The 24,575-nt window shown below is 45.4% G+C and carries 21 protein-coding genes; 7 read left to right on the forward strand and 14 right to left on the reverse strand.

Annotated features, from left to right (window positions below):
* Position 1: 1 nt before the first annotated feature.
* Together EL268_RS22400 and EL268_RS22405 are read right to left on the reverse strand one after the other, a co-directional pair.
* Positions 2-1,387 carry a hypothetical protein gene (locus tag EL268_RS22400; RefSeq protein ID WP_106654287.1) on the reverse strand — a complete coding sequence of 462 codons (1,386 nt, stop codon included), beginning with the start codon at positions 1,385-1,387 and terminating at the stop codon, positions 2-4.
* On the reverse strand, positions 1,371-1,913 hold the full coding sequence (locus EL268_RS22405) for an RNA polymerase sigma factor (RefSeq protein ID WP_106654286.1): 543 nt from the start codon (positions 1,911-1,913) through the stop codon (positions 1,371-1,373). Before EL268_RS22405 ends, EL268_RS22400 begins: the two co-directional genes overlap by 17 nt.
* 220 nt (positions 1,914-2,133) lie before the next feature.
* Here EL268_RS22405 and EL268_RS22410 point away from each other — a divergent pair, with 220 nt between their 5' ends.
* Complete coding sequence (locus EL268_RS22410) at positions 2,134-3,072, forward strand: ABC transporter substrate-binding protein (RefSeq protein ID WP_106654285.1); 939 nt, start codon at positions 2,134-2,136, stop codon at positions 3,070-3,072.
* A 1,474-nt stretch (positions 3,073-4,546) separates the two neighbouring features.
* Positions 4,547-5,257, forward strand: a complete 711-nt coding sequence (locus EL268_RS22415) for a hypothetical protein (protein WP_115984413.1) — start codon at positions 4,547-4,549, stop codon at positions 5,255-5,257.
* A gap of 835 nt (positions 5,258-6,092) precedes the next feature.
* Here the strand turns inward: EL268_RS22415 and EL268_RS22420 are convergent.
* From EL268_RS22420 to EL268_RS22435, 4 genes are all read right to left on the reverse strand, one after another.
* Positions 6,093-6,812, reverse strand: a complete 720-nt coding sequence (locus EL268_RS22420; RefSeq protein ID WP_106654701.1) for a YebC/PmpR family DNA-binding transcriptional regulator — start codon at positions 6,810-6,812, stop codon at positions 6,093-6,095.
* Between the two features lie 159 nt (positions 6,813-6,971).
* On the reverse strand, positions 6,972-7,916 hold the full coding sequence (locus tag EL268_RS22425; protein ID WP_106654700.1) for a metal ABC transporter substrate-binding protein: 945 nt from the start codon (positions 7,914-7,916) through the stop codon (positions 6,972-6,974).
* Positions 7,917-7,930: 14 nt separating this feature from the next.
* On the reverse strand, positions 7,931-8,791 hold the full coding sequence (locus EL268_RS22430) for a metal ABC transporter permease (protein ID WP_106654699.1): 861 nt from the start codon (positions 8,789-8,791) through the stop codon (positions 7,931-7,933).
* A complete protein-coding gene (locus EL268_RS22435) occupies positions 8,791-9,534 on the reverse strand; it encodes a metal ABC transporter ATP-binding protein (protein WP_106654698.1) in 744 nt (247 codons plus the stop codon). Before EL268_RS22435 ends, EL268_RS22430 begins: the two co-directional genes overlap by 1 nt.
* Positions 9,535-9,942: 408 nt before the next feature.
* Here EL268_RS22435 and EL268_RS22440 point away from each other — a divergent pair, with 408 nt between their 5' ends.
* Positions 9,943-11,313: an amino acid permease gene (locus EL268_RS22440; RefSeq protein WP_106654697.1), complete on the forward strand. Its 1,371-nt coding sequence runs from the start codon at positions 9,943-9,945 to the stop codon at positions 11,311-11,313.
* A 49-nt stretch (positions 11,314-11,362) separates the two neighbouring features.
* On the opposite strand, the gene EL268_RS22445 is transcribed toward EL268_RS22440, so the two are convergent.
* Positions 11,363-11,704: a hypothetical protein gene (locus EL268_RS22445; RefSeq protein ID WP_106654705.1), complete on the reverse strand. Its 342-nt coding sequence runs from the start codon at positions 11,702-11,704 to the stop codon at positions 11,363-11,365.
* 106 nt (positions 11,705-11,810) lie between these two features.
* On the opposite strand from EL268_RS22445, the gene EL268_RS22450 reads away from it, so the two are divergent.
* A complete protein-coding gene (locus EL268_RS22450; RefSeq protein ID WP_106654696.1) occupies positions 11,811-13,640 on the forward strand; it encodes an adenine deaminase in 1,830 nt (609 codons plus the stop codon).
* Positions 13,641-13,696: 56 nt separating this feature from the next.
* Here the strand turns inward: EL268_RS22450 and EL268_RS22455 are convergent, their stop codons facing one another.
* Complete coding sequence (locus EL268_RS22455; RefSeq protein WP_106654695.1) at positions 13,697-14,404, reverse strand: MerR family DNA-binding transcriptional regulator; 708 nt, start codon at positions 14,402-14,404, stop codon at positions 13,697-13,699.
* A 161-nt stretch (positions 14,405-14,565) separates the two neighbouring features.
* Here EL268_RS22455 and EL268_RS22460 point away from each other — a divergent pair, with 161 nt between their 5' ends.
* From EL268_RS22460 to EL268_RS33875, 3 genes are all read left to right on the forward strand, one after another.
* Positions 14,566-15,201 (forward strand): DUF5701 family protein, encoded by a 636-nt coding sequence (locus EL268_RS22460; RefSeq protein WP_106654694.1) that lies wholly within the window; start codon positions 14,566-14,568, stop codon positions 15,199-15,201.
* Between the two features lie 233 nt (positions 15,202-15,434).
* Entirely contained in the window at positions 15,435-16,175 is a 741-nt protein-coding gene (locus tag EL268_RS22465) for a LytR/AlgR family response regulator transcription factor (RefSeq protein ID WP_106654693.1), read from the forward strand.
* 1 nt (position 16,176) lies between these two features.
* Positions 16,177-17,316 (forward strand): hypothetical protein, encoded by a 1,140-nt coding sequence (locus EL268_RS33875; RefSeq protein ID WP_106654692.1) that lies wholly within the window; start codon positions 16,177-16,179, stop codon positions 17,314-17,316.
* 150 nt (positions 17,317-17,466) lie between these two features.
* Here the strand turns inward: EL268_RS33875 and EL268_RS22475 are convergent, their stop codons facing one another.
* From EL268_RS22475 to EL268_RS22500, 6 genes are all read right to left on the reverse strand, one after another.
* Complete coding sequence (locus tag EL268_RS22475; protein WP_106654691.1) at positions 17,467-18,069, reverse strand: MSMEG_1061 family FMN-dependent PPOX-type flavoprotein; 603 nt, start codon at positions 18,067-18,069, stop codon at positions 17,467-17,469.
* Positions 18,070-18,184: 115 nt separating this feature from the next.
* Positions 18,185-20,065, reverse strand: a complete 1,881-nt coding sequence (htpG, locus tag EL268_RS22480) for a molecular chaperone HtpG (protein WP_106654690.1) — start codon at positions 20,063-20,065, stop codon at positions 18,185-18,187.
* 274 nt (positions 20,066-20,339) lie between these two features.
* Positions 20,340-21,503, reverse strand: a complete 1,164-nt coding sequence (locus tag EL268_RS22485; RefSeq protein ID WP_106654689.1) for a PstS family phosphate ABC transporter substrate-binding protein — start codon at positions 21,501-21,503, stop codon at positions 20,340-20,342.
* 81 nt (positions 21,504-21,584) lie between these two features.
* Positions 21,585-22,244 carry a type A chloramphenicol O-acetyltransferase gene (gene catA, locus EL268_RS22490; RefSeq protein ID WP_106654688.1) on the reverse strand — a complete coding sequence of 220 codons (660 nt, stop codon included), beginning with the start codon at positions 22,242-22,244 and terminating at the stop codon, positions 21,585-21,587.
* A 209-nt stretch (positions 22,245-22,453) separates the two neighbouring features.
* Positions 22,454-23,833, reverse strand: coding sequence for a HAMP domain-containing sensor histidine kinase (locus EL268_RS22495; protein WP_106654687.1), 1,380 nt, complete (start codon positions 23,831-23,833; stop codon positions 22,454-22,456).
* The gene (locus EL268_RS22500; RefSeq protein WP_174769456.1) at positions 23,820-24,527 is read right to left on the reverse strand and encodes a response regulator transcription factor; all 708 of its coding nucleotides are present in this window, start codon (positions 24,525-24,527) and stop codon (positions 23,820-23,822) included. Before EL268_RS22500 ends, EL268_RS22495 begins: the two co-directional genes overlap by 14 nt.
* Positions 24,528-24,575: the final 48 nt, after the last annotated feature.

The following is a 24,575-nucleotide window of genomic DNA, read 5'->3' on the forward strand; positions in this document are numbered from 1 at the left end:
ATTAACTACGCACCCACTCCCCTGTTAGCGCATCCACCATATAGAGCGGTGTGTCGTGATAATAAATATGATAGACGAGACGCGGTTCTAATTTTCCTGTCGTTGGGTTCTCCATCAACTTGTAGACCAATCGGAGCGGGCGATGGGTGACGTATACGTTAGTCGCGTCTTCCCGTGACATTGCCTTGCTTTTGTCAGGAAGCTGCTTAGACTCCATGGTATACGTAGGATTGACTCCGATCACCCGTTTCCTGTCCACATCAAAATGAACCGTATACCCTCCCATAATCGGTACTCCCTGATGGGACTTGAAGAATTGATAGGTTTCGATGTTGCCTTTTCTAGTGGCAGAACCAAGTAGCAGTTCTTTAGTGTCTAACGGAAGGTATTTCTGAAACTGCTTAGCTGCTTCTTGAACGTTTTCCAACTTCGGATGAGGGAGCTTTTCATTTTTCCCATGGATATTTTCATACCGATAGTTCAGAATTTTTCCTGTATCTGTTACTACGGTCAGTTCTATTTTCTGTTTGGTTCGCGTTTCTATTTTGTACGTATGTACTACGTCTGAGCCTTCTTGAATAACGAAGGAAAACGGAGGCTCGAATCCCCACTCCCGAAAAAGTCTATCTGCTTCTTCGATGTCGGGAGCTACCAGCTTTATGCCTCCCGGTTTCACAGGAATTGGCGGCATATCTACTAGACTGTAATCGGGATGATAGCGTTCCGTGGGGTAAATTTCTCCTGTGATAGCATCAATGTCACCTGAAAAAGGAAACTCATATTGCAATCGCCCTTCCCACTCTGAATAGAGCAGCCGGGCGCTCTGCCCAAAAATTTGTTCTGCCTTTTTGACTGGCATTGCCTTTTTGGGATCAGGAAAGACCATGCCTGTCGTATCATTTGTCCGTACTTCTTTTTTATGATTCCTGCCCGCCTGGTCAATTGTAAATGTATATTGGTCTTCGAGAACCGGTATGTTGTTCACCGTCTTGTTCATCACGACAACACCTGTATCGGTATTGGATAACATACCATTCACTGCATATTCACTCGCCTCTCGACCTGCCAATTCTTGCAGCAGCTTCTTCGCCTGCTCGTATACAGGATGGGCGGGAAGCTGCGGACTACTTGTTGCCGTCACCTCAGGGTCCATGAGTTCGTTTTGCCCCATCCCAGCCATGATGTACAGCCCAAAGCCAACAGCGATCACGACTGCTGTCATCCCCGCTGTCAACGGATTCATGAACAGCCGTCCCTTCTTGCCAACCCGACTCGTTTCTTGTTCCAGCACAGTACGTAAACTCTCTACAAACTCCTTACGTGGGGGTGTACTTTTTTGCAGAGTCGCTAACCGTTCCAGCATATCTCGTTCATTTTGCCAATCCACTGTACAACTCCCCCTTCTTCGTATTCGACAGTTTGCTATGTAACAGCTTCAGTGCCCGGTGCATCGTCGTTTTCACGTTTGATTCTGAACAATCCAGTATTTCGGCTGTCTCTTTGACGCTGTACTCTTTAATGCCACGCAGAATGACAACCATGCGGTAATGCGGTGGCAATCCCTTGATCGCAGTGATCAATTCCTGCTCGTCCTCCCGGCTTTCTGCTTCCTGAGCAGGATTCCCTTCCGTGGCTGGCATCACAACAGACAGCCAGTTCCCTGACAACAGCTTTTGCCACTTGCGTTTTCGATAGTAATTCATCGCTGTATGCTTCGCGATTGCAAACAGCCATGTCTTCACGTCAGATCGCTCTTCAAATCGTTCAAGCGATCGAATTACTCGCAAAAAAACCTCCTGCGTCAAATCTTCTGCATCATTCTGACTGCCAGCAAAGTACAGCAAAAATTGATACACATCATGATAATGCCGCTCATAGATGGCCATGACCTGATGTTTCATTTCTTCATACAAAGAAGCTCCTCCATTCTCTTGCTGTCGGCTGATCGACTACTTTCCTATAGCGAAAATTTTCTCGGATACCCATTAGTGTCTTGAGCAGGAAAAAGGTTACAGCAGAATGTTTGAAAATGTTCAGGAATGCAACAGCGACGGATGGATCGGGTAGCCTATAATTTACATGAGTCCTGCTACTTTCCTGATAAACACAAGAAGTAAGAACGGAGTGACCTGTATGTATAAACGGCTACTAGCTATCCCGATTGCCGCTTTGCTCCTCGTCCTGACAGCCTGCGGCAATGGTGGACAAACGGGCGATTCAGCGGCATCGAAACCGACCAGATCGATCCATTACTTGGGCAACACTTATACCATTCCGGCCAGAACCAAAGATATTGTTTTCGTAGGCTTCCCTGCTTCGTATGAAGATTCTTTCTTGCTGGGAATCCCGCCCGTCGCAGCTACGACGGATAAAAACGGAAAGTTTCCTGCGGAATATCAAGCCATGATCAGAAATGCCAAGCCTCTCCCTTATCATATTGCAGATAACCTAGGTGAGCTGGTTGCCCTCGATCCTGACGTCATCATGACAACCGACAAGACCTCCAAGGAAGACTTGGCCAAATTGCAAACCACTGCCTCTGTCATTCCCGTCTCTACGAACGGAGCTCATTGGCAAGAAAACTTGCGTCTGCTCGCTGATGTTCGTGGAAAAGATGCCAATTTAGATACTTTCGTAGGTAAAGTGAAGCAAAACGCACAGGAACTCCGCGACAAGCTCGCCCCACTTCCAGAAAAGGAAGTACTGACGCTGTGGTTCCAGGAAGGCTCCTTCTACGCCTATCCAAAGGACGAACGGTACAATTACCTGTTATATACGGACTTGGCCCTGCCTGTCCCAGATGTCGTCGCGAATATCCAGGAGCGTACCGCACTCTCTATGGATGCTTTGGCAAAAGAAGATCCCAACTACTTGTTTGTGATGGTCAACAAAGAAGACCAGCCCGCTTTTAAGCAGTTGCAAGAGCAGCCTGCATGGAAAAATCTTCGCGCAGTCAAAGCGGATCAAATGTACATGAATGCAGTTGAACCAGGATTGGCTGGTGGCACGGCCTACAGCAACCAATCGTTTTTAAATGCGATTCGAAAACAGATGCTGAAGATGAGTGAATAAAATGATGGGCTTGGCTCATACTATACTCATCGAGCTCGGTGGTGTGTTTTCAATCAGGCTGTAGTCCTTTACGGAGGCGATGTGCCATGGATGATTTACACGATCACCTAGTGAGTAAGGGAAACCGTACACTGCTTTAAGCTTCTAACTTCATACTGGAGGTAGATGCGTCGCACGTGATGATCGGTAACACCTCAAAACTAACGAGCTCGATATATGCCGTCTCCTTTATGGAGGCGGTTTTATTTCTTTTAAAATCCGTTTGTCGGGCGGTAGTTGTGGGGAGGAAACAGGAGAAAACGCTCAGATTCTTGTCCCACCCGCTGGGGGATTCACTGCCCGGCTCCATGAAAAAAAGCGAAACCCGCGTCCAAAGTCGCCCATTCAGGATGGGACTCAGAGGTGGACGCTAAAAGCTTGTTTCTCTTTTTTTCATTGCGCCTCGGTCGGTGTACCAAAGATCTTCGCTTTTTTCTCCTGTTTCCTCTACGAGCTTTCCGTGTTAAACGAGTTTTAAAAGCCTTAAAAGATGGAAGAATCTAATCAGTCACGATAGAGAAGAATATTTCCAGACGTAGCGACTTGTGGAGTCCTACCGAGCGGAGAAGGGATTAGTGGGCAAAAGAAACGCAACGTGCCTACACGCCGAAGCGGCTACCACTTTTGCGTTTCCCCGCTAATCCCTTCGGAGCGGACAGTCTATCCCCCAGTAGGACGGAGCCTGGAGCCTAGACTGGAATTATTCTTCTCTTCACCGCAACCACATAATAGGAACCTAAAATTGGCACTGTAGTGCTGGGGAGGAAACAGGAGAAAACGCTCAGATTCTAGGGCCACCCCCTGAGGGATTGACTGCACGACTCCATGCAAAAAACGAAACCGCGTCCAAAGTGGTCCATTCAAGATGTTTTTTCAGAGGTGGACGCTTAAAGGCGTGTTTCGCTTTTTGCATTGCGTCTCGGTCGGTGTCCCTAAGATCTTCGCTTATTTCTCCTGTTTCCTCTACGAGCTTCAAGTGTTAAACGGGTTTTTAAAGTCTTAAAAGATTGAAGAATCGCATCTGTCACGGCAGAGAAGAATATTTCCAGACGTAGCGACTTGTGGAGTCCTACCCAGCGGAGAAGGGATTCGCGGGCAACAGAAACGCAACCGTGCCCACGCGGCGTAGCGGCTACCACTTTTGCGTTTCCCCGCAAATCCCTTCGGAGCGGGCAGTCTCAGCCCTCAGCAGGACGGAGCCTGGAGCCTAGACTGGAAATATTCTTCTCCCCACTACAGCTACATAGAAATTCATGGTTTCTCAAAATATAGTCTACTTTGTCTCCCATTCGACAATATCTCCTAAAGTAAAGAAAATGGATTTCACTTAAGATAGTATATATTGGCAATTATGTAATTAACTTACTCAACTTTGGCATCTACTCGATGATAGCTTCTAAAACACATTTACCATTGTCATGAAAGGTTGATGCAAATGTTTAAGAAAGCCTTGGTCATCCTAACTTTAAGCTCCGTTGTCGCTGTACCCAATTTAGCTGCAACAGCCCAAGGGGCAGCACTACCTTTACAAGGTAAGACGACTCCCTACGTAACAAGCGATATCCAGAAAGATTGGAAAAAGAAAGATGCCCCTACAAGCAAAAACAAAGCATTTGGCGAGGAAATTTGGGTAATGTTAGGCTCCCCTATTCCGTCTGGATGGGTCGTGGTCAGAAGTTCAGGAAATATGAACTTGATTAAGAATCTTAACAATGCTCCTTCTGGTTACGAAGTTTGGGTAATGCTTGGCTCCCCAATTCCAACCGGATGGGTCATAACCAGAAGTTCGGGAAATATGAACTTCATCAGAAATCTCAATAATGCTCCTTCTGGTTACGAAGTTTGGGTAATGCTTGGCTCCCCAATTCCAACCGGATGGGTCATAACCAGAAGTTCGGGAAATATGAACTTCATCAGAAATCTCAATAATGCTCCTTCTGGTTACGAAGTTTGGGTAATGCTTGGCTCTCCTATTCCTGACGGATGGGTCATAACCAGAAGTTCGGGAGATATGAACTTCATCAGAAATCTCAATAATGCTCCTTCTGGTCAAGAGGTATGGGTAATGCTTGGCTCCCCAATTCCTGACGGATGGACAATTATCAGATCAACGGGAACAATGAACCTGATCAGACACATTGGCTAAACAGAACAATTTGCTAATCGCATTCTTCTAGTAGACAAGCTGACGTCGAAGCCCAATCGACATCAGCTTGTTTATTTTTCTGTTCTCTTTACAAAACTCCAAAGACTTTCCGTATTATCTGATTTTTAAAAGCACTAAAAGAATGAAGAATCGCATCCGTTCCGCCAGAGAAGAAACTTTTCCGTTTCCCCGCTAATCCCTTTGGATCGGGCAGTCCAGTCTTCCCCTCGGACGAAGCACTGAGCGAAGACTGGGAATGTTTTTTCCCACATAATAGGAACCTAAAATTGGCGCTGTAGTGCTGGGGAGGAAACAGGAGAAAACGCTCAGATTCTAGGGCCACCCCCTGAGGGATTGACTGCACGACTCCATGCAAAAAGCGAAACCGCGTCCAAAGTGGTCCATTCAAGATGTTTTTTCAGAGGTGGACGCTTAAAGGCGTGTTTCGCTTTATGCATTGCGCCTCGGTCGGTGTCCCAAAGATCTTCGCTTATTTCTCCTGTTTCCTCTACGAGCTTTCCGTGTTATCCGATTTTAAATCCTTAAAAGAATGAAGAACCTCACCTGTTACGACAGAGAAGAATATTTCCAGACGTAGCGACTTGTGGAGTCCAACCGAGCGGAGAAGGGATTTGCGGGCAAAAGAAACGCAACCGTGCCCACGCGGCGTAGCGGCTACCACTTTTGCGTTTCCCCGCGAATCCCTTCGGAGCGGGCAGTCTCAGCCCTCAGCGGGACGGAGCCTGGAGCCTAGACTGGAAATATTCTTCTCTTCACCGCAGCCACATAGAAAAAGACCCTTGCTTTTAAACAAAGGTCTTCTCCATCGAAAACATTATTCACCTAAATCAACGTTATGGTACACCTGCTGCACATCATCCAAGTCTTCCAAAGCATCGATCAGCTTTTCGAATTGAGCTTGTACATCTTCTGTCAGCGTTACTTCGTTTTGTGGCAGCATGGTCAGTTCAGCTACGGTAAACTCTGCGACGCCACCGTTTTTGAGTGCTTCTTGTACAGCGTGGAACTGTTCTGCATCTGCGTAAACAATGACAGCACCGTCTTCTTCCAAAATGTCGCGCACATCTACGTCCGCTTCCATCAAGATTTCCAACACTTCATCAGAAGTTTTGCCTTCCAAGCCAAATACCGCTGTTGGGTCAAACATATAAGCAACAGAACCGGATACGCCCATGTTACCGCCATTTTTGTTGAAAGCAGCACGCACTTCAGGAGCTGTGCGGTTTACGTTGTTGGTCAGTGCATCCACGATGATCATGGAACCGTTTGGCCCGAAGCCTTCATAGCGCAGCTCGCTAAACGTTTCATCAGAGCCGCCCTTTGCTTTATCAATCGCGCGGTCGATAATCGCTTTCGGTACGCTGTACGTTTTGGCACGCTCCAGGACGACCTTCAGAGCACGGTTGGACTCTGGGTCCGGCTCGCCTTGCTTTGCCGCTACATATATTTCCTTCCCGAACTTCGCGTAAATACGACTGGTGCTCGCGTCTTTAGAAGCTTTCTTCTCTTTAATATTGTTCCACTTACGACCCATAATCCCACTCTCTTTCAATATGACAGATTAAATATGAATACTCCGGATTCCTTTTACACACTAGCCTATTATACCTCAATCTTATGAAATATGTTAAGCAGTGGAAGAATTTAAAAGCACAGCTCCTGATTAGGAGAGCTGTGCTTTGCCTTCAGAATGTTATTTCTTGGTCAATCCTTCGTAAATCGTCTTGATATTCCATTCCATCATTTTGATGTACGTATCGCCATCTTCACCCGGCTTTCCGAGAGAGTCCGTAAATACTTTCCCGACAATCGGTACACCCGTTTCATTCGATACCATCTCCATGCTGCGCGGATCAATACTCGTCTCTACGAACAGAGCCGGGATTTTTTTGGCACGGATCGTATCAACCACCTGCGTGACCTGCTCTGGTGTTCCTTGGTTCTCCGAGTTGATTTCCCAAATGTATGCGGCTTCAAAATCGTAGGCTTCGCTGAAATATTTGAACGCTCCTTCGCTCGTCACGAGCACACGCTGTTCCTTTGGAATCTGGCTATATTGCTTAACCGCTTCCTCGTGCAGAGCAGTCAGCTGTTCGATGTATTTCTTGGCGTTTTGCTCATACGTTTCCTTGTGGGCTGGGTCCACCTTGATCAGGGCATTTTTTGCATTCTCCGCATACTTGATTCCATTGCGTACATCCAACCAAGCGTGCGGATCTTCTTCACTCTCTTTGCCTTTGGTCGTCAAGTGTTTGGCCGCTACACCCTCACTGAGTCGGAACACGGGTGCATCCGGACCTGATTTGCCCGCTGTATTCATGAGATTATTGAACCAAGAGTTACCCGCCTCCAGATTCAAGCCGTTGTAGAAAACAGCGTCTGCATCCGTCGTTTTTTGCACGTCAGCAGGCAGTGGATCATATTCATGAGGATTGGAGCCAATCGGAGCGAGACTATGGATCTCTACCCGATCTCCCCCAATGTTTTTCACGATGTCATACAGGATGGAATACGTGGTCACGACCTGCAGCTTGTCACTATCTGATTTCGTGGGCTCGTTCGTACTTTGCGGAGCACCACACGCTGCCATCAATGCGGTTGATATAAGAAAAACGAAAAACAGATTCCACTTCTTCATGACGATAATCTCCTTTACTTTGAGAGCTCGACTCGTTTTTGCCGGGCTCGGATTGATTTCCATACCACCCCGTGTTTTCGGGAGAAGAGAAAGGCCAGGAAGAATAGCACGGTTGCAACCACGACAATCGTGGCACCAGAGGCCAAATTATAGGTAAAGCTAAAATAAAGGCCGATAACCGAAGACAGCATCCCAAAACCGCCAGCCAAAAAGATCATGATCGACAAGCGGTCGGTCAAAAGATAGGCGGTAGCAGCCGGTGTAATCAGCATGGCGACGACTAACACGATTCCGACAGTCTGCAAGGAAGCGACAGTTACCATCGTCAGCAAGGTCATCAGCAAGTAATGAATGAGGTTGTTACGCAAGCCGTAAGCAGCAGCAATGGTTGGATCGAACGAAGTCAGTAACAGTTCTTTGAAAAAAGCGTAGACTGTCACGATGACGACGACCCCGATGCCAACCGTCACCCACATGTCTGACGAACGCACAGCCAATACATTCCCGAACAAAATGTGATACAAATCGGTACTGCTTTTCAGCATCGTAACCATGATGATCCCGATCGCAAAGGCGGATGTGAACAATATCCCAATCGCCGTGTCGTTCTTGATGCGGCTATTTTGGCTCACGTAGCCAATTCCAACAGCGGTGAGCACACCCGTTAAAACAGCACCCACAAAGAAATTGATTCCAAATGCATAGGAGAGGGCCACCCCAGGCAAAACAGCATGTGAGATGGCATCCCCCATCAAGGACATTCCCCGCAAGATGATAAAGCTACCTATAACGCCGCAGATTAATCCAACCACTACAGATGTAAACAATGCTTTTTGCAAAAATTCATACTGTCCAATTGCCATCAAGAAATCCATTATGCAAGCACCTCGGTCTTTTCGAGAAATTGGAGCTGATAGGCGTATGCTTTCGACATGACTTCTCGATTCAGTACTTCATCGACCGTACCGAACTTGATCAATTCTTTGTTCATCAGTAGAAGCTGATCAAAATACGCATTCGCTTTCGACAAGTCATGATGGACGACGACAATCGTTTTGTCCTGAAGCTGCAGCTCTTTCAAGATGCGAATGATTGTGTCCTCGCTCGCCACATCAATCCCCACAAACGGCTCGTCCAGAAGCAGCAGCTCCGGTTTTTGCGCAAGTGCCCTTGCCAAGAAGACACGCTGTTGCTGCCCGCCGGATAGCTCCCCAATCTGCCTGTCGCGGAAATCCTCCAGTCCTACTCTTCTCAGGCATTCCAGCGCCCACGCTTTTTCCTTTTTCTTCGGAAATTTGAACAGTCCGACACTTGGATATGTCCCGATCAGCACTGTATCCATGACGGTGATCGGAAACGTCCAATCAATCATGCTCCGCTGTGGTACATAGGCGATTTTCTTCCGGAATTCATTTGTCTCTTTACCAAAAATCCGCACATTCCCCTTATCTCTCGGAATGAGTTCCAAGAGAGCCTTGATCAGGGTTGACTTCCCTGCCCCGTTTGGACCGATGATTCCAACCATGCTCCCTAGCTCAACGTTAAATGAGACATCCCGAACAACTTCGTTCCCAAAGTAAGAGACATGCAGATCCCTTACTGCGATAGCAGAATCCATGATTTTTCCCTCCAAATAATAGCCCGTTATATGATCCCGCTCAAAAACCAATGATGAAACGGGTAATTCCTATATGCCCACACACAACAATGTAGTCTTGTACCAATAATATTCGCCGAAGCAAACTAATATGCTTGTGTATAAAAAAGTTGCCCTAATGCAAAATTAAATGATTTCCATTCCCATGTCAATATATTCTTTTTTCTGAGATACAAAAAAGAAGTGTAGTCCTTGTTTAAAAGAACCAACACTTCCAAAATGTTACTATTTCGTTCATAATTAAAAGCTTTTTTTCTATAAAAATAAATAAACATATGTGAAACAACAATAGTTATGTTAATATGAACATTATGTGTTTGATAAAAATCTAAAAATTAAAAACTAACTAAAAATAGAGAGGTGGATCGTATGCAGGATCAAAAATTGGAGAGAGGTCTAAAAAACAGACACGTACAACTCATCGCGATCGGTGGTGCAATCGGTACAGGATTATTTTTGGGCGCAGGAAAATCGATTCATTTGGCCGGCCCATCCATCTTATTTGCTTACTTGATTACGGGCATCATCTGCTTTTTAATTATGCGCTCACTCGGGGAGCTCCTCTTGAGCAACTTGAACTACCATTCTTTTGTGGATTTCGTCAAAGACTATTTGGGGAATATGGCCGCATTTGTCACGGGCTGGACGTACTGGTTTTGCTGGATTTCGATCGCCATGGCCGACCTGACAGCTGTTGGTCTGTATACGCAATACTGGTTTCCGGAAATACCCCAGTGGATGCCAGGCTTGATCGCCCTCGTGATTTTGTTAATCATGAATCTGGCTACAGTGAAGCTTTTTGGAGAAATGGAATTTTGGTTCGCGCTCGTTAAGGTCATCGCGATTCTCGCCCTGATTTTTGTCGGCATTTTCATGATCATCAAGGGCTTTTCTACGAATGCTGGTGCGTCCAGCTTCACGAATCTCTGGAGTCATGGCGGCATGTTCCCGAACGGCTTTAATGGGTTCCTTCTCTCCTTCCAGATGGTCGTGTTCGCATTTGTTGGGATCGAGCTCGTCGGTCTGACAGCCGGTGAAACAGAAGACCCAAAACGAGTCATTCCAAAAGCGATTAACCAAATCCCGATTCGGATTTTGATATTCTACGTTGGCGCACTCATCGTTATCATGAGCATTTATCCTTGGAACGCGATCAACCCGTTGGAGAGTCCATTCGTGCAGGTCTTCGCAGCGATTGGCATTGCAGCCGCTGCCGGTATCGTCAACTTTGTCGTACTGACATCCGCAGCTTCCGCATGTAATAGCGCCATTTTCAGTACAAGCCGGATGGTTTACTCCCTTGCCAAAGAAAAGAATGCTCCTGTGCCCCTTACCAAACTGACTGCCAACAAGGTCCCAGCAAATGCCCTATTCTTTTCGACGGTTGTCATTCTGATCGCAGTCGTATTGAACTACGTCATGCCAGAAGGTGTATTTACACTGATCACAAGCGTTTCGACCGTTTGTTTTATCTTTATTTGGGGAATCACGGTCATCTGCCATTTAAAATATCGCAAAACGAGACCAGAATTAGCAAAAGCGAATCCATTTAAAATGCCGCTCTATCCTTTTGCCAATTACCTGATCCTGGCATTCCTTGCCTTCATTCTGGTCGTCCTTGCACTCGCGGAAGATACACGAGTCTCCTTGTTCATCACACCTGTGTGGTTTATTTTACTCGTCGCGATTTACAAACTGCGGAAAACGAAGACAAATGAAATAGAGGTAGCAGAACACTAAGCAGCGCCTCCTATTTTCACTCTCAACAACGGTGAAAATGGGAGGTGCTTTATTTTGGGATATCCTCGCAATGCTCCCCTTCAAATACCCCTTCGATCACAAGCCCCTTTTTGCACTTGAGATAATACATAAACGGAAAATAGGAGACGACCCCAAAAAGAGCTGCGCCCAATCCATACAGTAGCGGTACAGAAAGCACGTGTAAGATTCCCGCTGTCCATCCCTCCACCTGCATACTGAAGAGCATAGCTTCCGAGGCCCTCAACTGCCCCATTACGAGTAATAATAGAAAACGGATAGCCCCATCCAAACCCCCGATCGAAACCCCTGCTCCCACGCACAGCTTTAGGTAGGATGATATTTTTATGTATTTGACTTTTACTCTTGTCATACACCGCACCCTCTTTTTCAACATTTTTTTTAAGAAAACTAGCTTCCTTCCGCTTCGATGTGTACGATATGTAAAAAACCAAATCCAGCATGAGGTGATAGTAAACATGACACAGCAGCATTCCTCCTTTGCAAGACCTCCACTCGCAGATTGCATACCTGATCTCGTTGCCTTTTCCAGAGGGGAGAAAAAAGCAACCCTCTTCATCCATAACGGCTCTCTCGTCAATGTTCTCTCCGGTGAAATCTTGCCGAATATGTCCGTCGCTGTCGTTGGCACCCGCATCGCCTATGTCGGTCCTTTTGTGGAAGGGATGACGGATGAATCCACTAAGGTCATCGATGCAAAAGGAAAGTATATGGCACCAGGACTGTTGGACGGGCACTGTCATATCGAAAGCAGCATGCTGTCCGTCACGCAGTTCGCCAATGCGGTACTGCCGCTCGGAACGACAGGCGGCTTTTTCGATGCTCATGAGATCTCGAATGTTCTCGGTCTCCCTGGGTTGCGCATCATGCTGGATGAGGCGAGACAAACACCGATGGCTGCTTACATGCAGGTCGCTTCCTGCGTCCCTTCAACGGATGCTTCTTTTGAAACGGCTGGGGCAGAATTCGGACCAGCGGAGGTCGCGGAAGCATTGAGCTGGGGACCCGATATGATCGCACTCGGAGAAGTCATGAATTTCCCAGGGGTCGTGTACGGAGACCCGAAAATGATTGGAGAGATTCAAGCGACATTGCGGGCAGGAAAAGTAGTGGATGGTCACTATACATGGCCGTCAAGTGATCCGCGTCTGGCTGCTTATGCAGCTGCGGGTGTAACAGGCGACCATGAGTGTGTGACCAGCGAAGATGTCGCACAGCGCGTACGCCTCGGCATGTATGCCAAAATGCGCCGCGGCTCTGCGTGGCACGATGTTGCAGCAACGATCAAAGCACACACCGAACAGGGCATTGACTCCCGCCGGATGATGCTCGTGTCCGATGACCGCATCTGTGACTCGTTGAAAGAAGAAGGACATATGAACTTCATCGTCAGACACGCGATCTCGCAAGGAGTGAAGCCAGTTACTGCCTTCCAGATGGCGACCATCAATACAGCAGAACGATTCGGTGTTGCAAGAGATGTAGGCTCGATCGCACCGGGTATCATCGCCGATATCATTTTGCTCGACGGGAATCTGGCTGATGTGAATGTCGTGATGACGATCGCACGCGGTGAAGTAGTGGCGGAAAACGGTGAAATGACGCTCGAACTTCCTCCGTTCCCTTACCCTGAGTTTGCTGTCAACTCTGTGAAAATCAAGGCTGAGCTCACTCCATCTGACTTCATCATCAAGACCCCTGTTCCGTCTGGGACGATCAAGACACGCGTAGCAGTTGTCCGCGAAAATCACGTAGAGACGGACGAAGTGTTTGTGGATGTGGCTGTCGCAAATGGTGAGCTTCAGATTACACCAGAGAGCACCTTGTGCAAAATGGCTGTTTTCGAACGCCATGGGAAAACAGGCGGCTCTGGCATCGGGATTGTCGGCAATGTCGGTTTTAACCAGCCAGCAGCGATTGCCATGACTGTCGCCCATGACTGCCATAACGTGCTTGTCATTGGAAACGATGATGAACGGATGGCACAAGCAGCCAATGCTGTGATCGGCATGCAAGGCGGTATCGCTGTTGTGACTGGAGACGGCGAAATTGTGGAGCTCCCGCTGCGTTTAGCTGGACTGATGTCGACCGAGCCTTATGAAACAGTTGTGCAGCAATCCATGGAGATTAGCCAAGCATTGGTGAAGGCTGGCTGCACGATGAACTACGCCTTTATGACATTGTCTTTGCTTGCACTGGTCGTCATTCCGACCTTGCACATATCGGATACGGGCTTGATTCGCATTTCAGATGCAGGATTTGAGCGGGTATCACTGTTTGTGGAATAACGATGCCATCCCCTCTTTTGCGAATGTGCAGGAGGGGGTTTTCTCTTTTCGCTACCTTATTCTTCGATCAACTGAACCACTTTGCATAATTGATAGAAATAGAAAACCCCACGCAATTGTTCGAGATTCATCTGATCCAGATAGCGCAGCGTTTCCAAAGCGATGCTTCGCGCCTCTTTCACATCCTCTTCATCCATGTTCGCGATGGCTTCCTTCAGCTCCACAACCGATAAGGAATAGACAGCGGGTCGCAGCGTACGAAGTAGCATGATTTTACGGATTTGCGAGCGATTGAAGAGACGGTAGCCATTTTTCTCATCGCGGGAAGTCGTAATGAGTCCAACCTTTTCCCAGTGGCGGATGGTTGAGCTGGGTAATGAAGTCATGGTTGCGACCTCTCCAATCGTCATCCATTCGCTGTTTCCAGCTTCCTCACCCTTTCCTGCTTGGCTGTCTTCCAGCATTGCTACGTTTCGTTCGGCTAACTGCTTGTCCCGCTGCAAATTAGCCTGTACCTCATTCACAAGCCACAGAGCTTCCTGCAACTGTCTATCCTGGATCAATCGCATCACCTGCGCCGTCACATCCATTCCAAAGCCAGGAGACATGGCTTGAATACAGGTAAAATAAGCGACGTGTTCCTCCGTATACTTCCGGTAGCCGCTCGCTGACCGCTCTACAGGCGGAACCAGCCCATGCGCTTCATAATTGCGCAAGGCGCTCGTGCTCAGCTTTAACTTACGTGCAATATCAATAGGGCGTATGGCAGCCAGCCCCTTTCTGATTTTATCCCATAAACTTTAAAGTTCAGTTCTAAAGTTATTTCAACCTAAATCTGCTTTATTCCTTTTATTTTGTAGAAACCTTAGAATTAGCATCAATGTTGTAAGATGAACATGACAAGTGGAAGGAGGCGCATTAACTCATGCACAAAGCTGAATTCGAACGGCAACTGACAACGCTCATTCAAAAGGGCTATCCTGAAATGGCTGGCATGACAGCTGATGAATTTACGAAAAATCTGGCCCCGCTGCAATCACTAGCAGAAGCTCTCCCCATTCAAGAAGACGACCAGCAAGAGGGTTTCGTACCCTTTGTTCTCGTTGTGAAAGGCGATTGGTTCGACGGAGAAAAAGCAATGCAAGCAATCCAGCGGCAAAAGAAAGCTGGCTTCAGTGTCATGGATACGGAAGAAATCAGGCGGTTTACACCCATCGAGGGCATCGAGATTCCTACTGGAATGGCTTACCTGATGACCGAAATTGATACGGGAAAAGAGACGCTGAACGTCACCCCGAATGATGCGATGCCCATCCTCTTGGAGCAACAGCGTTCTCCGCTCACGCTGGAGGAAGGGATTGCCCTGATCACCCACTTCCCTGATCTGTTAAAGAAAAACAATGGCTTTTCTCTGCTCGGCTCTCGTTGTGGTGACCGACGCGTAACGGCCATGTGGATCAGCGAAAATAAACCGAAGCTCGGCTGGTGCTGGGCTGGCAATCCACATACGTGGCTCGGTTCGGCTTCCTGCCAAGCTCGTTTGGACGAAAAAAAACCTTGATTTCACATTCAATATACATAAGCAGGATTAGACAATAAAATTAAAAGCCTGTATCTACGTTTACCAAGTAATTATAGATACAGGCTCTTTTCTAGGCATTTATCACGTGAGAAGTGATTTAAGGGATTCAAATTTGCATTTCATCCAAAAGCTATCTATATAAAGTCTATAGGTTGTATCATGTTTATGATAGAACTTTAAAATAAAGGTAATGGAACGAGGGTACATCATTTATGTATAGAGTGGCTATTTGCGATGATGAGGAGAAACATAGAGAGTTTGTTAAAAGCATTCTAATTACATTGTCGATAAAGACAAATATTGAATTTGCAATCGAATTATTCGACTCGGGAGAGCAGTTGGCATCTTATTATGAGCGCCATGATATTCCATTCCATATTTTAATTTTGGACATTGAAATGGGTGGAATGAACGGAATTCAAACAGCCCGAACAATAAGAGGGTTAAATAACCTGGATGAACAAATTATTTTTCTGACAAGTTACCCAAAATATATGATGGAAAGTTTTGACGTCATGACATTCCAGTACTTGATAAAACCCATTGCACCTTCGATCTTGGAGGAGAAAATCATCAAGCTACACCAATACTTTCAAGCACTTGATAAAAAGTATATGGTCATCAAGTCAGGCTATGAAGAAGTCGTATTAAAATATGATGAACTTGTTAGTATTGAAGCTGCCAAAAGCTTAACCATAAAAAGCAAGCTTCATTTTACGACCACGAATCAAACCTATGAAAGCAAAGGCATCATTTCTGATTATGCTCTGGCCTTAAAGGATTGTAACTTCATACAAATCCATCGTTCCATTATTATTAATCTGCTACATGTGAAGAAATTTGCTAGCGGAGTGGTTCTCATGTCCAATGGGAAGGAATTGCCTATAGGCCGTTCTAAAATGAAAGAGGTAAAAGATACTTACACCAAATTTATGATTATGAAGGTCGATTGATATGATTCAAAATAATTTTCCGATTGTCTTTTGCATTATACTTCTGATGGGTTTGCAAGTTAATTTTTTCTTCAATTCGGTTTTTGACAAATCAGCTAAAAAACAAAACCGATTCATTTACTTCATTATCTTTGGGCTGCTCGATTACCTATATTTGGTTATACCAGCCTCTCTTATTTTATCTTCGATTCTTTCTTTTCTTGTGATATTTAGTTTTGCGCAATCTTATACAGTAGAATTTAAAACGAAGTTTACTTTTTCTATACTTTACTGTGTTTTAGTATCTCTCTCTTATTTTATATCGCTCTATTTATTTTATTCCCTAGATTCAGTTGACTTTAGCTTTAACCCTATAAATGAACAAGATCAAATAGCCAATACGAAAGCTATTTTACTCGGTTCCATGATCATGTTTGCGATCATTCAGATCATACGACTACTTGCAAAACGTAGAAGTTTCTCTTTGGATAATCGTTACTACGTATTATTCTTGGTTATTCCTGTCGTAAGTATATACCAGCTGAGTATTCTAACTTATAAGGACGTTTATTCTTTCATTTCCGTCATTGGATTTCTTCTCTTAAATATTATCATTTTCTATATTTTTGATAATATCGTTGATAAATTTCAATTTATGCATGAGAATTCGCAATTGCAACATCAAATGGACTATCAAGATGCGAATTACGAAATATCAGTTGATATCAGCCATGGATACGCTTCAGGCACTAAAATTGTTGACAAGAATAAAGCAGTAAATGTAATTCAAATCCCTGTTGCAAACGGAAGAGACGCTTTTGATTTGAATTTCTATCACAAGAACCAAAAAGAGTATGTAAAGATCAATGGATTATCCTATATCAGTGAAGATGCTATTCCAACCTTTAATGATGGGAAAGATTCATTATGCGTCATACCATCAGATGGTAAGGCTAGATGGTATAAAATCGATGCAAAATCAGCCAACCGAGTTATGAACGTTGAGACTCCGGTAAGCGGCGGATTCGCCGTTTATGACAAGAATGGAATGACTGTGAACTTTTCAAAGGCAAGTAACAATCATTCGGTAGTACTGCCTGAAAGTGGGATGATCGTTTTTGGTGGGAATGCGGGTGATGTATTTAAAATTAAATTTGATTAATAGATAGATGTAAGCATAAAGTCCGCATTACCAGTGAGCTTTTTGATTTTGTCCAATGTTCGATTCCCTAGATAAAAAAAGATAGTAGGGATATTCAATCCTTACTATCTTTTTTATGAGTTGTAAAGCTCCTTCAAGGTTTTTTCTTTCTTATTCTTTATCATTCAACGTAACGCCGTTTATTTTCAAATGAGCGCGAAACATTTCCAGTATCGAAGGCATCGCCTCTTTTTCTGGCCATGAATCCGTTTTCCACAAGTCTGCTTGTTTAAATGCGCGCGGGCAATGGAGGAAGCATTCCTCTACCTTCACAATCACGCCCATGCCGCTTGTTTTGCCCTTCCATTCTTGTGCAGCGAGCAGCTCTGCATCTTTCGTAATGCGGGCTGATCCATTAATACGCAACACTTCTTCCAGACCAGGAATCAGGAAAATCATCCCCACCTGCGGATTGGCAATGATATTCAGCAAAGAGTCGACTCGTCTGTTCCCCATTCGCTCTGGAAAAATAATATGGTGATCATCCAGCACTTTAACAAAGCCCGGCTCGTCGCCTCTCGGGGAAACGTCACATCTGCCTGAAGCATCTGCTGTAGACAAGAAAAACAACGGTGACATGGACACGTAATGGATCACATGCGACTCAACCTGCGCGATGCTTTTTTTCACAACCGCCTCGTGCGGTTCTCCTACCAGGCTTTTCAGTTCTTCTGCACTGGTGATGAGATCTTTCACTTCTAACGGGTTCCACATAGGTTCTACTCTCCCCTCTCTATGTATATCCTTGCCTTCCATCATAAGTCCCTTGTGATCGGAAAATCAATACGAGAAAAAAGAGGATGCCTGAATCGCATCCCCTTGTTTTGCCTTACACCATAACTTTGCAAATGTCGTTCGTAAACTCTACTGGGTCTTGAATCGGCAAGCCTTCGATCAAGAGAGCCTGATTGTACAGGAGGGCCGTATACAGATTGACCTTTTCTTTGTCCGTGTCAAATGCACCCTTCAACGACTGGAACACCGCGTGGTTCACATTGATCTCCAGTACCTTGTCTGCCTTCACATTCGGATTGTTCGGCATGGCATTCAAGATTTTTTCCATTTCGATCGTGACTTCACCCTCTGTCGACAAGCAGACAGGGTGTGACTTCAAGCGCTTAGAAGCTTTTACGGCTTTGACTTTTCCTTCGAGCAGCGATGCCATATAGTCGAACAGTTCTTTGTTGTTTTCGTTTTCTGCTTCGGCTGCTTTTTCTTCTTCACCCGGTTCGATTCCCAGATCCCCGCTCGATACGGATTTGAATTCCTTTTCCTTGTAGTTCATCATCATTTTGATCGCGAACTCATCGACGTCATCTGTGAAGTACAGGATTTCGTAACCTTTCTCGGATACGAGCTCTGTTTGCGGCAGCTTTTCAATTCGCTCGATCGACTCCCCGGATGCATAGTAGATGTACTTCTGATCTTCTGGCATTCTCTCTACGTACTCTTCTAGCGTCACCAGCTTTTTCTCTTTGGAAGAGTAGAACATCAACAAGTCTTGCAGTGTTTCTTTATGTGTTCCGTAGTCGCTGTACATGCCGTATTTCAGCTGTCTGCCAAATGACTTGTAGAACAGTTCGTATTTCTCACGCTCTGTTTTCAGCAAGCTTTGCAGCTGGCTTTTGATTTTGCTCGTGATGTTTTTCGCAATCAGCTTCAATTGACGGTCATGCTGCAGCATCTCACGGGAAATGTTGAGCGACAGGCTCTCGGAGTCAACCATCCCTTTCACAAAGCTGAAGTAGTCTGGAAGCAGGTCCGCGCATTTGTTCATGATCAGTACACCGTTCGCATACAGCTCCAGACCTTTTTCGTACTCCTTCGAGTAGTAATCAAACGGCATGCTCTCCGGGATGTACAAAATCGCCTGATAAACAACGGCTCCATCTGCACTGATGTGGATGTGCTTAAGCGGCTTGTCGAAGCCGTAATGCTTGCTCGCATAAAACTGTTCGTAATCCTCAGTCGTCAGCTCGCTTTTATTTTTTCGCCAAATCGGAACCATGCTGTTCACGATTTGTTCTTCCGTCACTTGTTCGTACTCGTTTTCGCTGCCCTCTTTTGGCTTATGCTGCGTAACGTCCATTTTGATTGGGTAACGAATGAAGTCAGAGTACTTTTTGATGATCGCTTTTAAACGGTACTCCTCCAAAAACTCGTCGTAGTTCTCTTCTTCTGTATTCTCCTTGATTTCGAGAATAATCTCGGTCCCGACGAAATCTTTTGGATAAGGCTCAATCGTGTAGCCATCCGCACCGCTGGATTCCCATTTGTACCCAGTGTCGCTGCCCAGTGCTTTACTGATGACTGTAACCTTGTCGGCAACCATGAAAGCCGAGTAGAAACCTACCCCGAATTGACCGATGATGTTGTAGCCATCCTTTGCGTCGTTTTCTTTCTTGAACGCCAAAGACCCGCTTTTCGCGATGACACCCAGATTATTTTCCAACTCATCCTGCGTCATGCCGATCCCGGTATCTGTCAGGGTCAGTGTTCTGGTGTCTTTGTTAACGGCTACTTTGATGTAATAGTTCTCTTTATCAAACACCAATTGATCATCGACGAGCGATTTGTAGTAAATTTTGTCAATCGCGTCACTCGAGTTGGAAATCAGCTCGCGCAAAAAGATTTCCTTTTGTGTGTAAATAGAATGGATCATCATTTCCAAGAGGCGTGTAGATTCTGCTTGAAACTGCTTTTTTTCCATGAAATACCCACCTTTCCGGACTTCTTATGTATTCCTTTTTCGATGTTAGCACTCTCACCTCGCGAGTGCTATTCACTATTTTTATAACAGTCCTAGATTTTTCTGTCAATATAAACCAGCCATAAAGAATAATCCGCTAAAAAAAGTGAACAAGCCAGTCTGTGTGTCCATCTGTGACAAGGCAATGCCGCTCCCTCCTACCGTTACGAACCACAAGAGTGAAGAAGAAACCCTCGGGGCCATCGCCCAAGGGTCTCCATTTGCTTGCTTCTTATTATTTCACCGGAATATAGCCCGTTTTTTCTACCAATTCTTGTCCCTGCGGAGACAAAATCCATTCGATCAGTTTCTCTGCATTCGGATTGTCCGTTCCAGCCGTCACTGCGTAAAACTCGGCCGCAAACGGATACGCTCTGTTTTTTATCGTTTCCTTATTAGGCGATACCCCATCAATCGCGAGCAAACGAATGTTACCGTTTCGCACCATCTCAGTGGCATAAAACAAGAACGAGTAACCGATGGCATTCGAATAATTTTTGTAGTTGGCTGTTTGCTCGATGATTCCACCCATCCCCGTTACCACGTCCTCTTGTGGCGCGGTCATGAGCTCTTTATCTCCCATGATCTTCTGCAGCATCGTCTGACTCCCGCTATTTTCTGGACGCTGAAAGGCACGGATGAGCTCATAGCCGCCCCCGACTTCATCCCAGGAAATGACGTCTCCCGCATAGATGTCGCGAATCTGCTGGGTAGTGAGTCCTTGAACAGGATTCTCTGCATTGACAAAAAAGACAAAGGCTTCCCTACCGATTGGTGTCAGCTTAAGCTCCACGCCTTTTTCTTTTGCTGCTAGGAGCTGTTCCTCGGAAGGACCTGCTGCAAAGATGACATCGACTTTGCCATCCAGTAAGTTTTCGTACGCTTTTGGCGTCTTGCTTACCATGACTTCGCTGTCGTAAAGGTCGTAATCTTTCTCGGGATAAACAGCCTGCACAAAGGAAGCGTAAAGAGGATACAAAGCGGTCGCCCCATCTATTTTGGGCAAATCAGACTGCAACGACATTGTCGCAGGTTGATCAAGTTTATGAACCTTGGAGTTTGTGCCGAACGGTTTATATTGTTCCAGATCGACCTCTGCCTCACTGACCACAGGAATGCTGTTATGGTAATAGCTGCTGATCTCATATCCCGCAACTGGCAGCGTACAAAAGAGAAAATAGACAAAGAGGGCTCGGTTCCATAACCGACTCTTTTGCGGGGCGAACATTTGGCCGATGATGTAGATGATAAAAACGAACGTCGTGACAGCAACGAGAAGGCAATAAACTCTTCCCTGGGCGTTCAGAGCAGTCATCACCATCGCCACGACTCCGATCACCGTGATGATCGCACCCAAAACAATACAGCCGAAGATTTTTCCTACCAATTCTTTGTTCATTCTTTCTCCTCCCAATTCTCCTACCGCTATTATAAATGATTGGAAGAGATTAGGAAGGAGAAGCATACCAAACGAGCCAATTTACTCGACACCTAACCATTCCTTGTATTCTTTTGCCCATTTTTGCAAGTCATTGAAAAACAGGCTGGCGTGATATCCATCACAAACCGCATGATGGACTTGCAAAGAAACAGGCAATAACGTTTTGCCTTCTTGCTCGAAATACTTTCCACTTGTAATGATTGGCAGCAAATACCGCCCATCTCCCGAAATATTCAGATTAAATCCACTGAAGCTAACCCAGGGAATACACGAGACAGGGAAAGTATAAGCCGGTTCCGGTTCTTTCGCCACAAGACCTTTATTGTCCCCGTACTTTTTCATATCCGCTACGTAATTTTGATAAAACACAGGGAACTCGTCAGCGAATTCCGTCCACATCGTAGAAAAAGTTTGATCGTCCTGGTGAAAAAAAGTATAGCTGGGTATCATGCTCTCCCAATAGCCCAACTCGCCGTCTGCATGAAAGGAAGTCCGAAATTCGCGATGCGCATTGACAACGTTTGTCACCATATACAGAAAAGCCGGGTACAGCTTCATCCCCTTTTGCCGTAGGGCAGGGAGCAATTCCGTTATATCAATGTTGGCCGTCATACTGAAGGTGCAATTTACTCGGTTCAGATAATGCTCGAAATAAGACTTTCTGCTCCAATTATCTAGATCAATTCGCTGAAATTTCATTGGATATCCCTCCTAAAATCTAAAGCTACTGATTTTAGGAGGTGATTTTGCGTGTCCTTTTCATAACACCATCCCCTTCTCCAATCCTGCCTTACCCCTCCAGCATACCACTTGCTTCTCTTTCTGACATCAGCCTGTGTATAGCTGTCATGTTTAAGCAGAAATAGGGAAGGGAACGACCGTCGTGACAGCTACAAGAAGAGTACCGCTTATTCAAGAGGCAAAGTTATTTTAAATAGAGTCGTATACCGTTGATTCCTTTCCAAAAGAATAGTCCCCTGATGTAACGTTATAATTTTTCTACAAATGGCTAGACCGAGTCCGGTGCTATCTTTCACAGGATTACTCCCTTTTATGAACTCTTCAAAAATGTGTTCCCTAACATTCTCTTGAACACCTGTACCGTTATCACCTAACCACAGAACAACGCCGGCTTCTATTTTCTCGCATGAAACGAATAGCTGTGTTCCCGGCGGATTATGTTTTAGCGAGTTACCGATCAAATTCGTAATAACGCGGTTCATGTGCATTTTGTCGAACACGACAAACAGCGGCTCCTCTGGAATTTTCACTTCCAACTGAAATCCCCTATCTTCTATTTCCGGATAAAATTCCGCAACAAGCTGCATAAACCACTTACTAATATTCACCTTTTCTTGATCCAGTCTCACGTGCTGGTCTTCCAGCTTTGCCAGCTCGAACAAATTTTGAATCAAATGGGCCATATAAGACGATTTGTCGTTAATATATTGAACATACTGACGCCTTTGCTCTTCTTCTAGCTCCGGCCTATCCAGCAACAACTGAGAATACCCGAATACAGAGGTGATCGGTGTTTTCAGATCATGAGACAAATGCAGCAGCATGTTTCTTTTGTTGTTCGCTACCGCTTCTTTCTCTGCAGAGGTCTGCTGTAGTCGTTCTGCCATTCCGTTAAACGCTTCCCGGATTTCTGCAAATTCCATCTCAGCCGAAAATCTAAGTCTCTTTTGATAATTGAAGCCTTCCATTTCTTTAATGCCCTCTACAATTTGCCGGAGAGGCTTCTTCATCTGCAAGACGGAGTACCGGGTGTAGAAATAAAGGGCAATGAACAACAGAACGGCAAACAACGCTATAAAGATTCCAAGCGCCACTGATATATTTTCCAACCGCTGAGGAATTTTCCATAACAGAACATAGTTCTCACCCTCTGGCCCTTGCGCTTGATAGGCATGGTAGAAAGTTGAATCATCATTTCGCAGTATGTCCACTTTAGCGTACAGCGTTCCATCGCTATATGTCATGATATTGTCTTCCTTGTTGCCTTTTACATAGATGACTGTCCCCGATTCATTCACGATCTCGAACCAGCCGCCGTACTCGTCTAACAACCGACCATCAATCTTTTCAAAAGGGTACTGGTATATTTTACTGCCATCCACTTGGGTCAAATCGGGCGTTTTATCAAAATAGTTGTCCATCAACAGGTCTGTCCCCAAAAGAGCAATCATAATCGTACATAACAACAAACCGCTTATCACAACATAATGCCGAAAAAACAGTTGTTTTAACGGTCGCTTGTCGGGGATGCTCTCATTTTTTTTCAAAACGGTAGCCTAACCCCCTGATCGTAATAAGATGAACTGGCTTTCTTGGGTTATCCTCAATCTTCTCCCTGAGTTTGCTGATATAGACCATGATCAGGTTTTCATCCCCTATGTATTCCTGCCCCCAAACATGCTCGTAAATAGACGCTTTTGTAAAAACTCTCCCCGCATGCTTCATCAGTAAAGACAAAATCTTGAACTCGTACGATGTCACTTCTTTCTGCTGTCCATTTTTGTACAGCTTACAGCTCTTCAAATCGAGCATGACATCGCCAAATTGTATGATTTCATGGTTCTGCTTTTCACCTTTGGAAAATACATCCATTCTTCTGAATAACGCTTGAACTCTGCTGACGACTTCTATGGGGTTAAAAGGCTTCCCCACATAGTCGTCAGCGCCAAGCTGCAGTCCAATAATTTTATCCATATCGTCCGATTTCGCGGACAGAAACAAAAACGGAACCTCGGAAATATGTCGCATCTTTTTTAATAACTCGTATCCATCCATCATCGGCATCATAATATCAGCAATAACCAGATCAATTTGCACGTTTGAGAATACAGTCAGCGCATCCACTCCATTACCTGCTTCATAAGTAGCAAACCCGTAATTTTTCAAATAAATACTGAGTAGTTCACGAATTTGTGCTTCATCGTCGATGATCAGTATCGTTTTGATTGTATTTCCCTCCATCGCCTCATGTCGCAACGAAGCACAAACAAGAAGTCACGGCTTGTTGTA

Origin of the sequence: Brevibacillus brevis (assembly GCF_900637055.1) — a bacterium.
In the GTDB taxonomy this organism is placed as follows: domain Bacteria; phylum Bacillota; class Bacilli; order Brevibacillales; family Brevibacillaceae; genus Brevibacillus; species Brevibacillus brevis.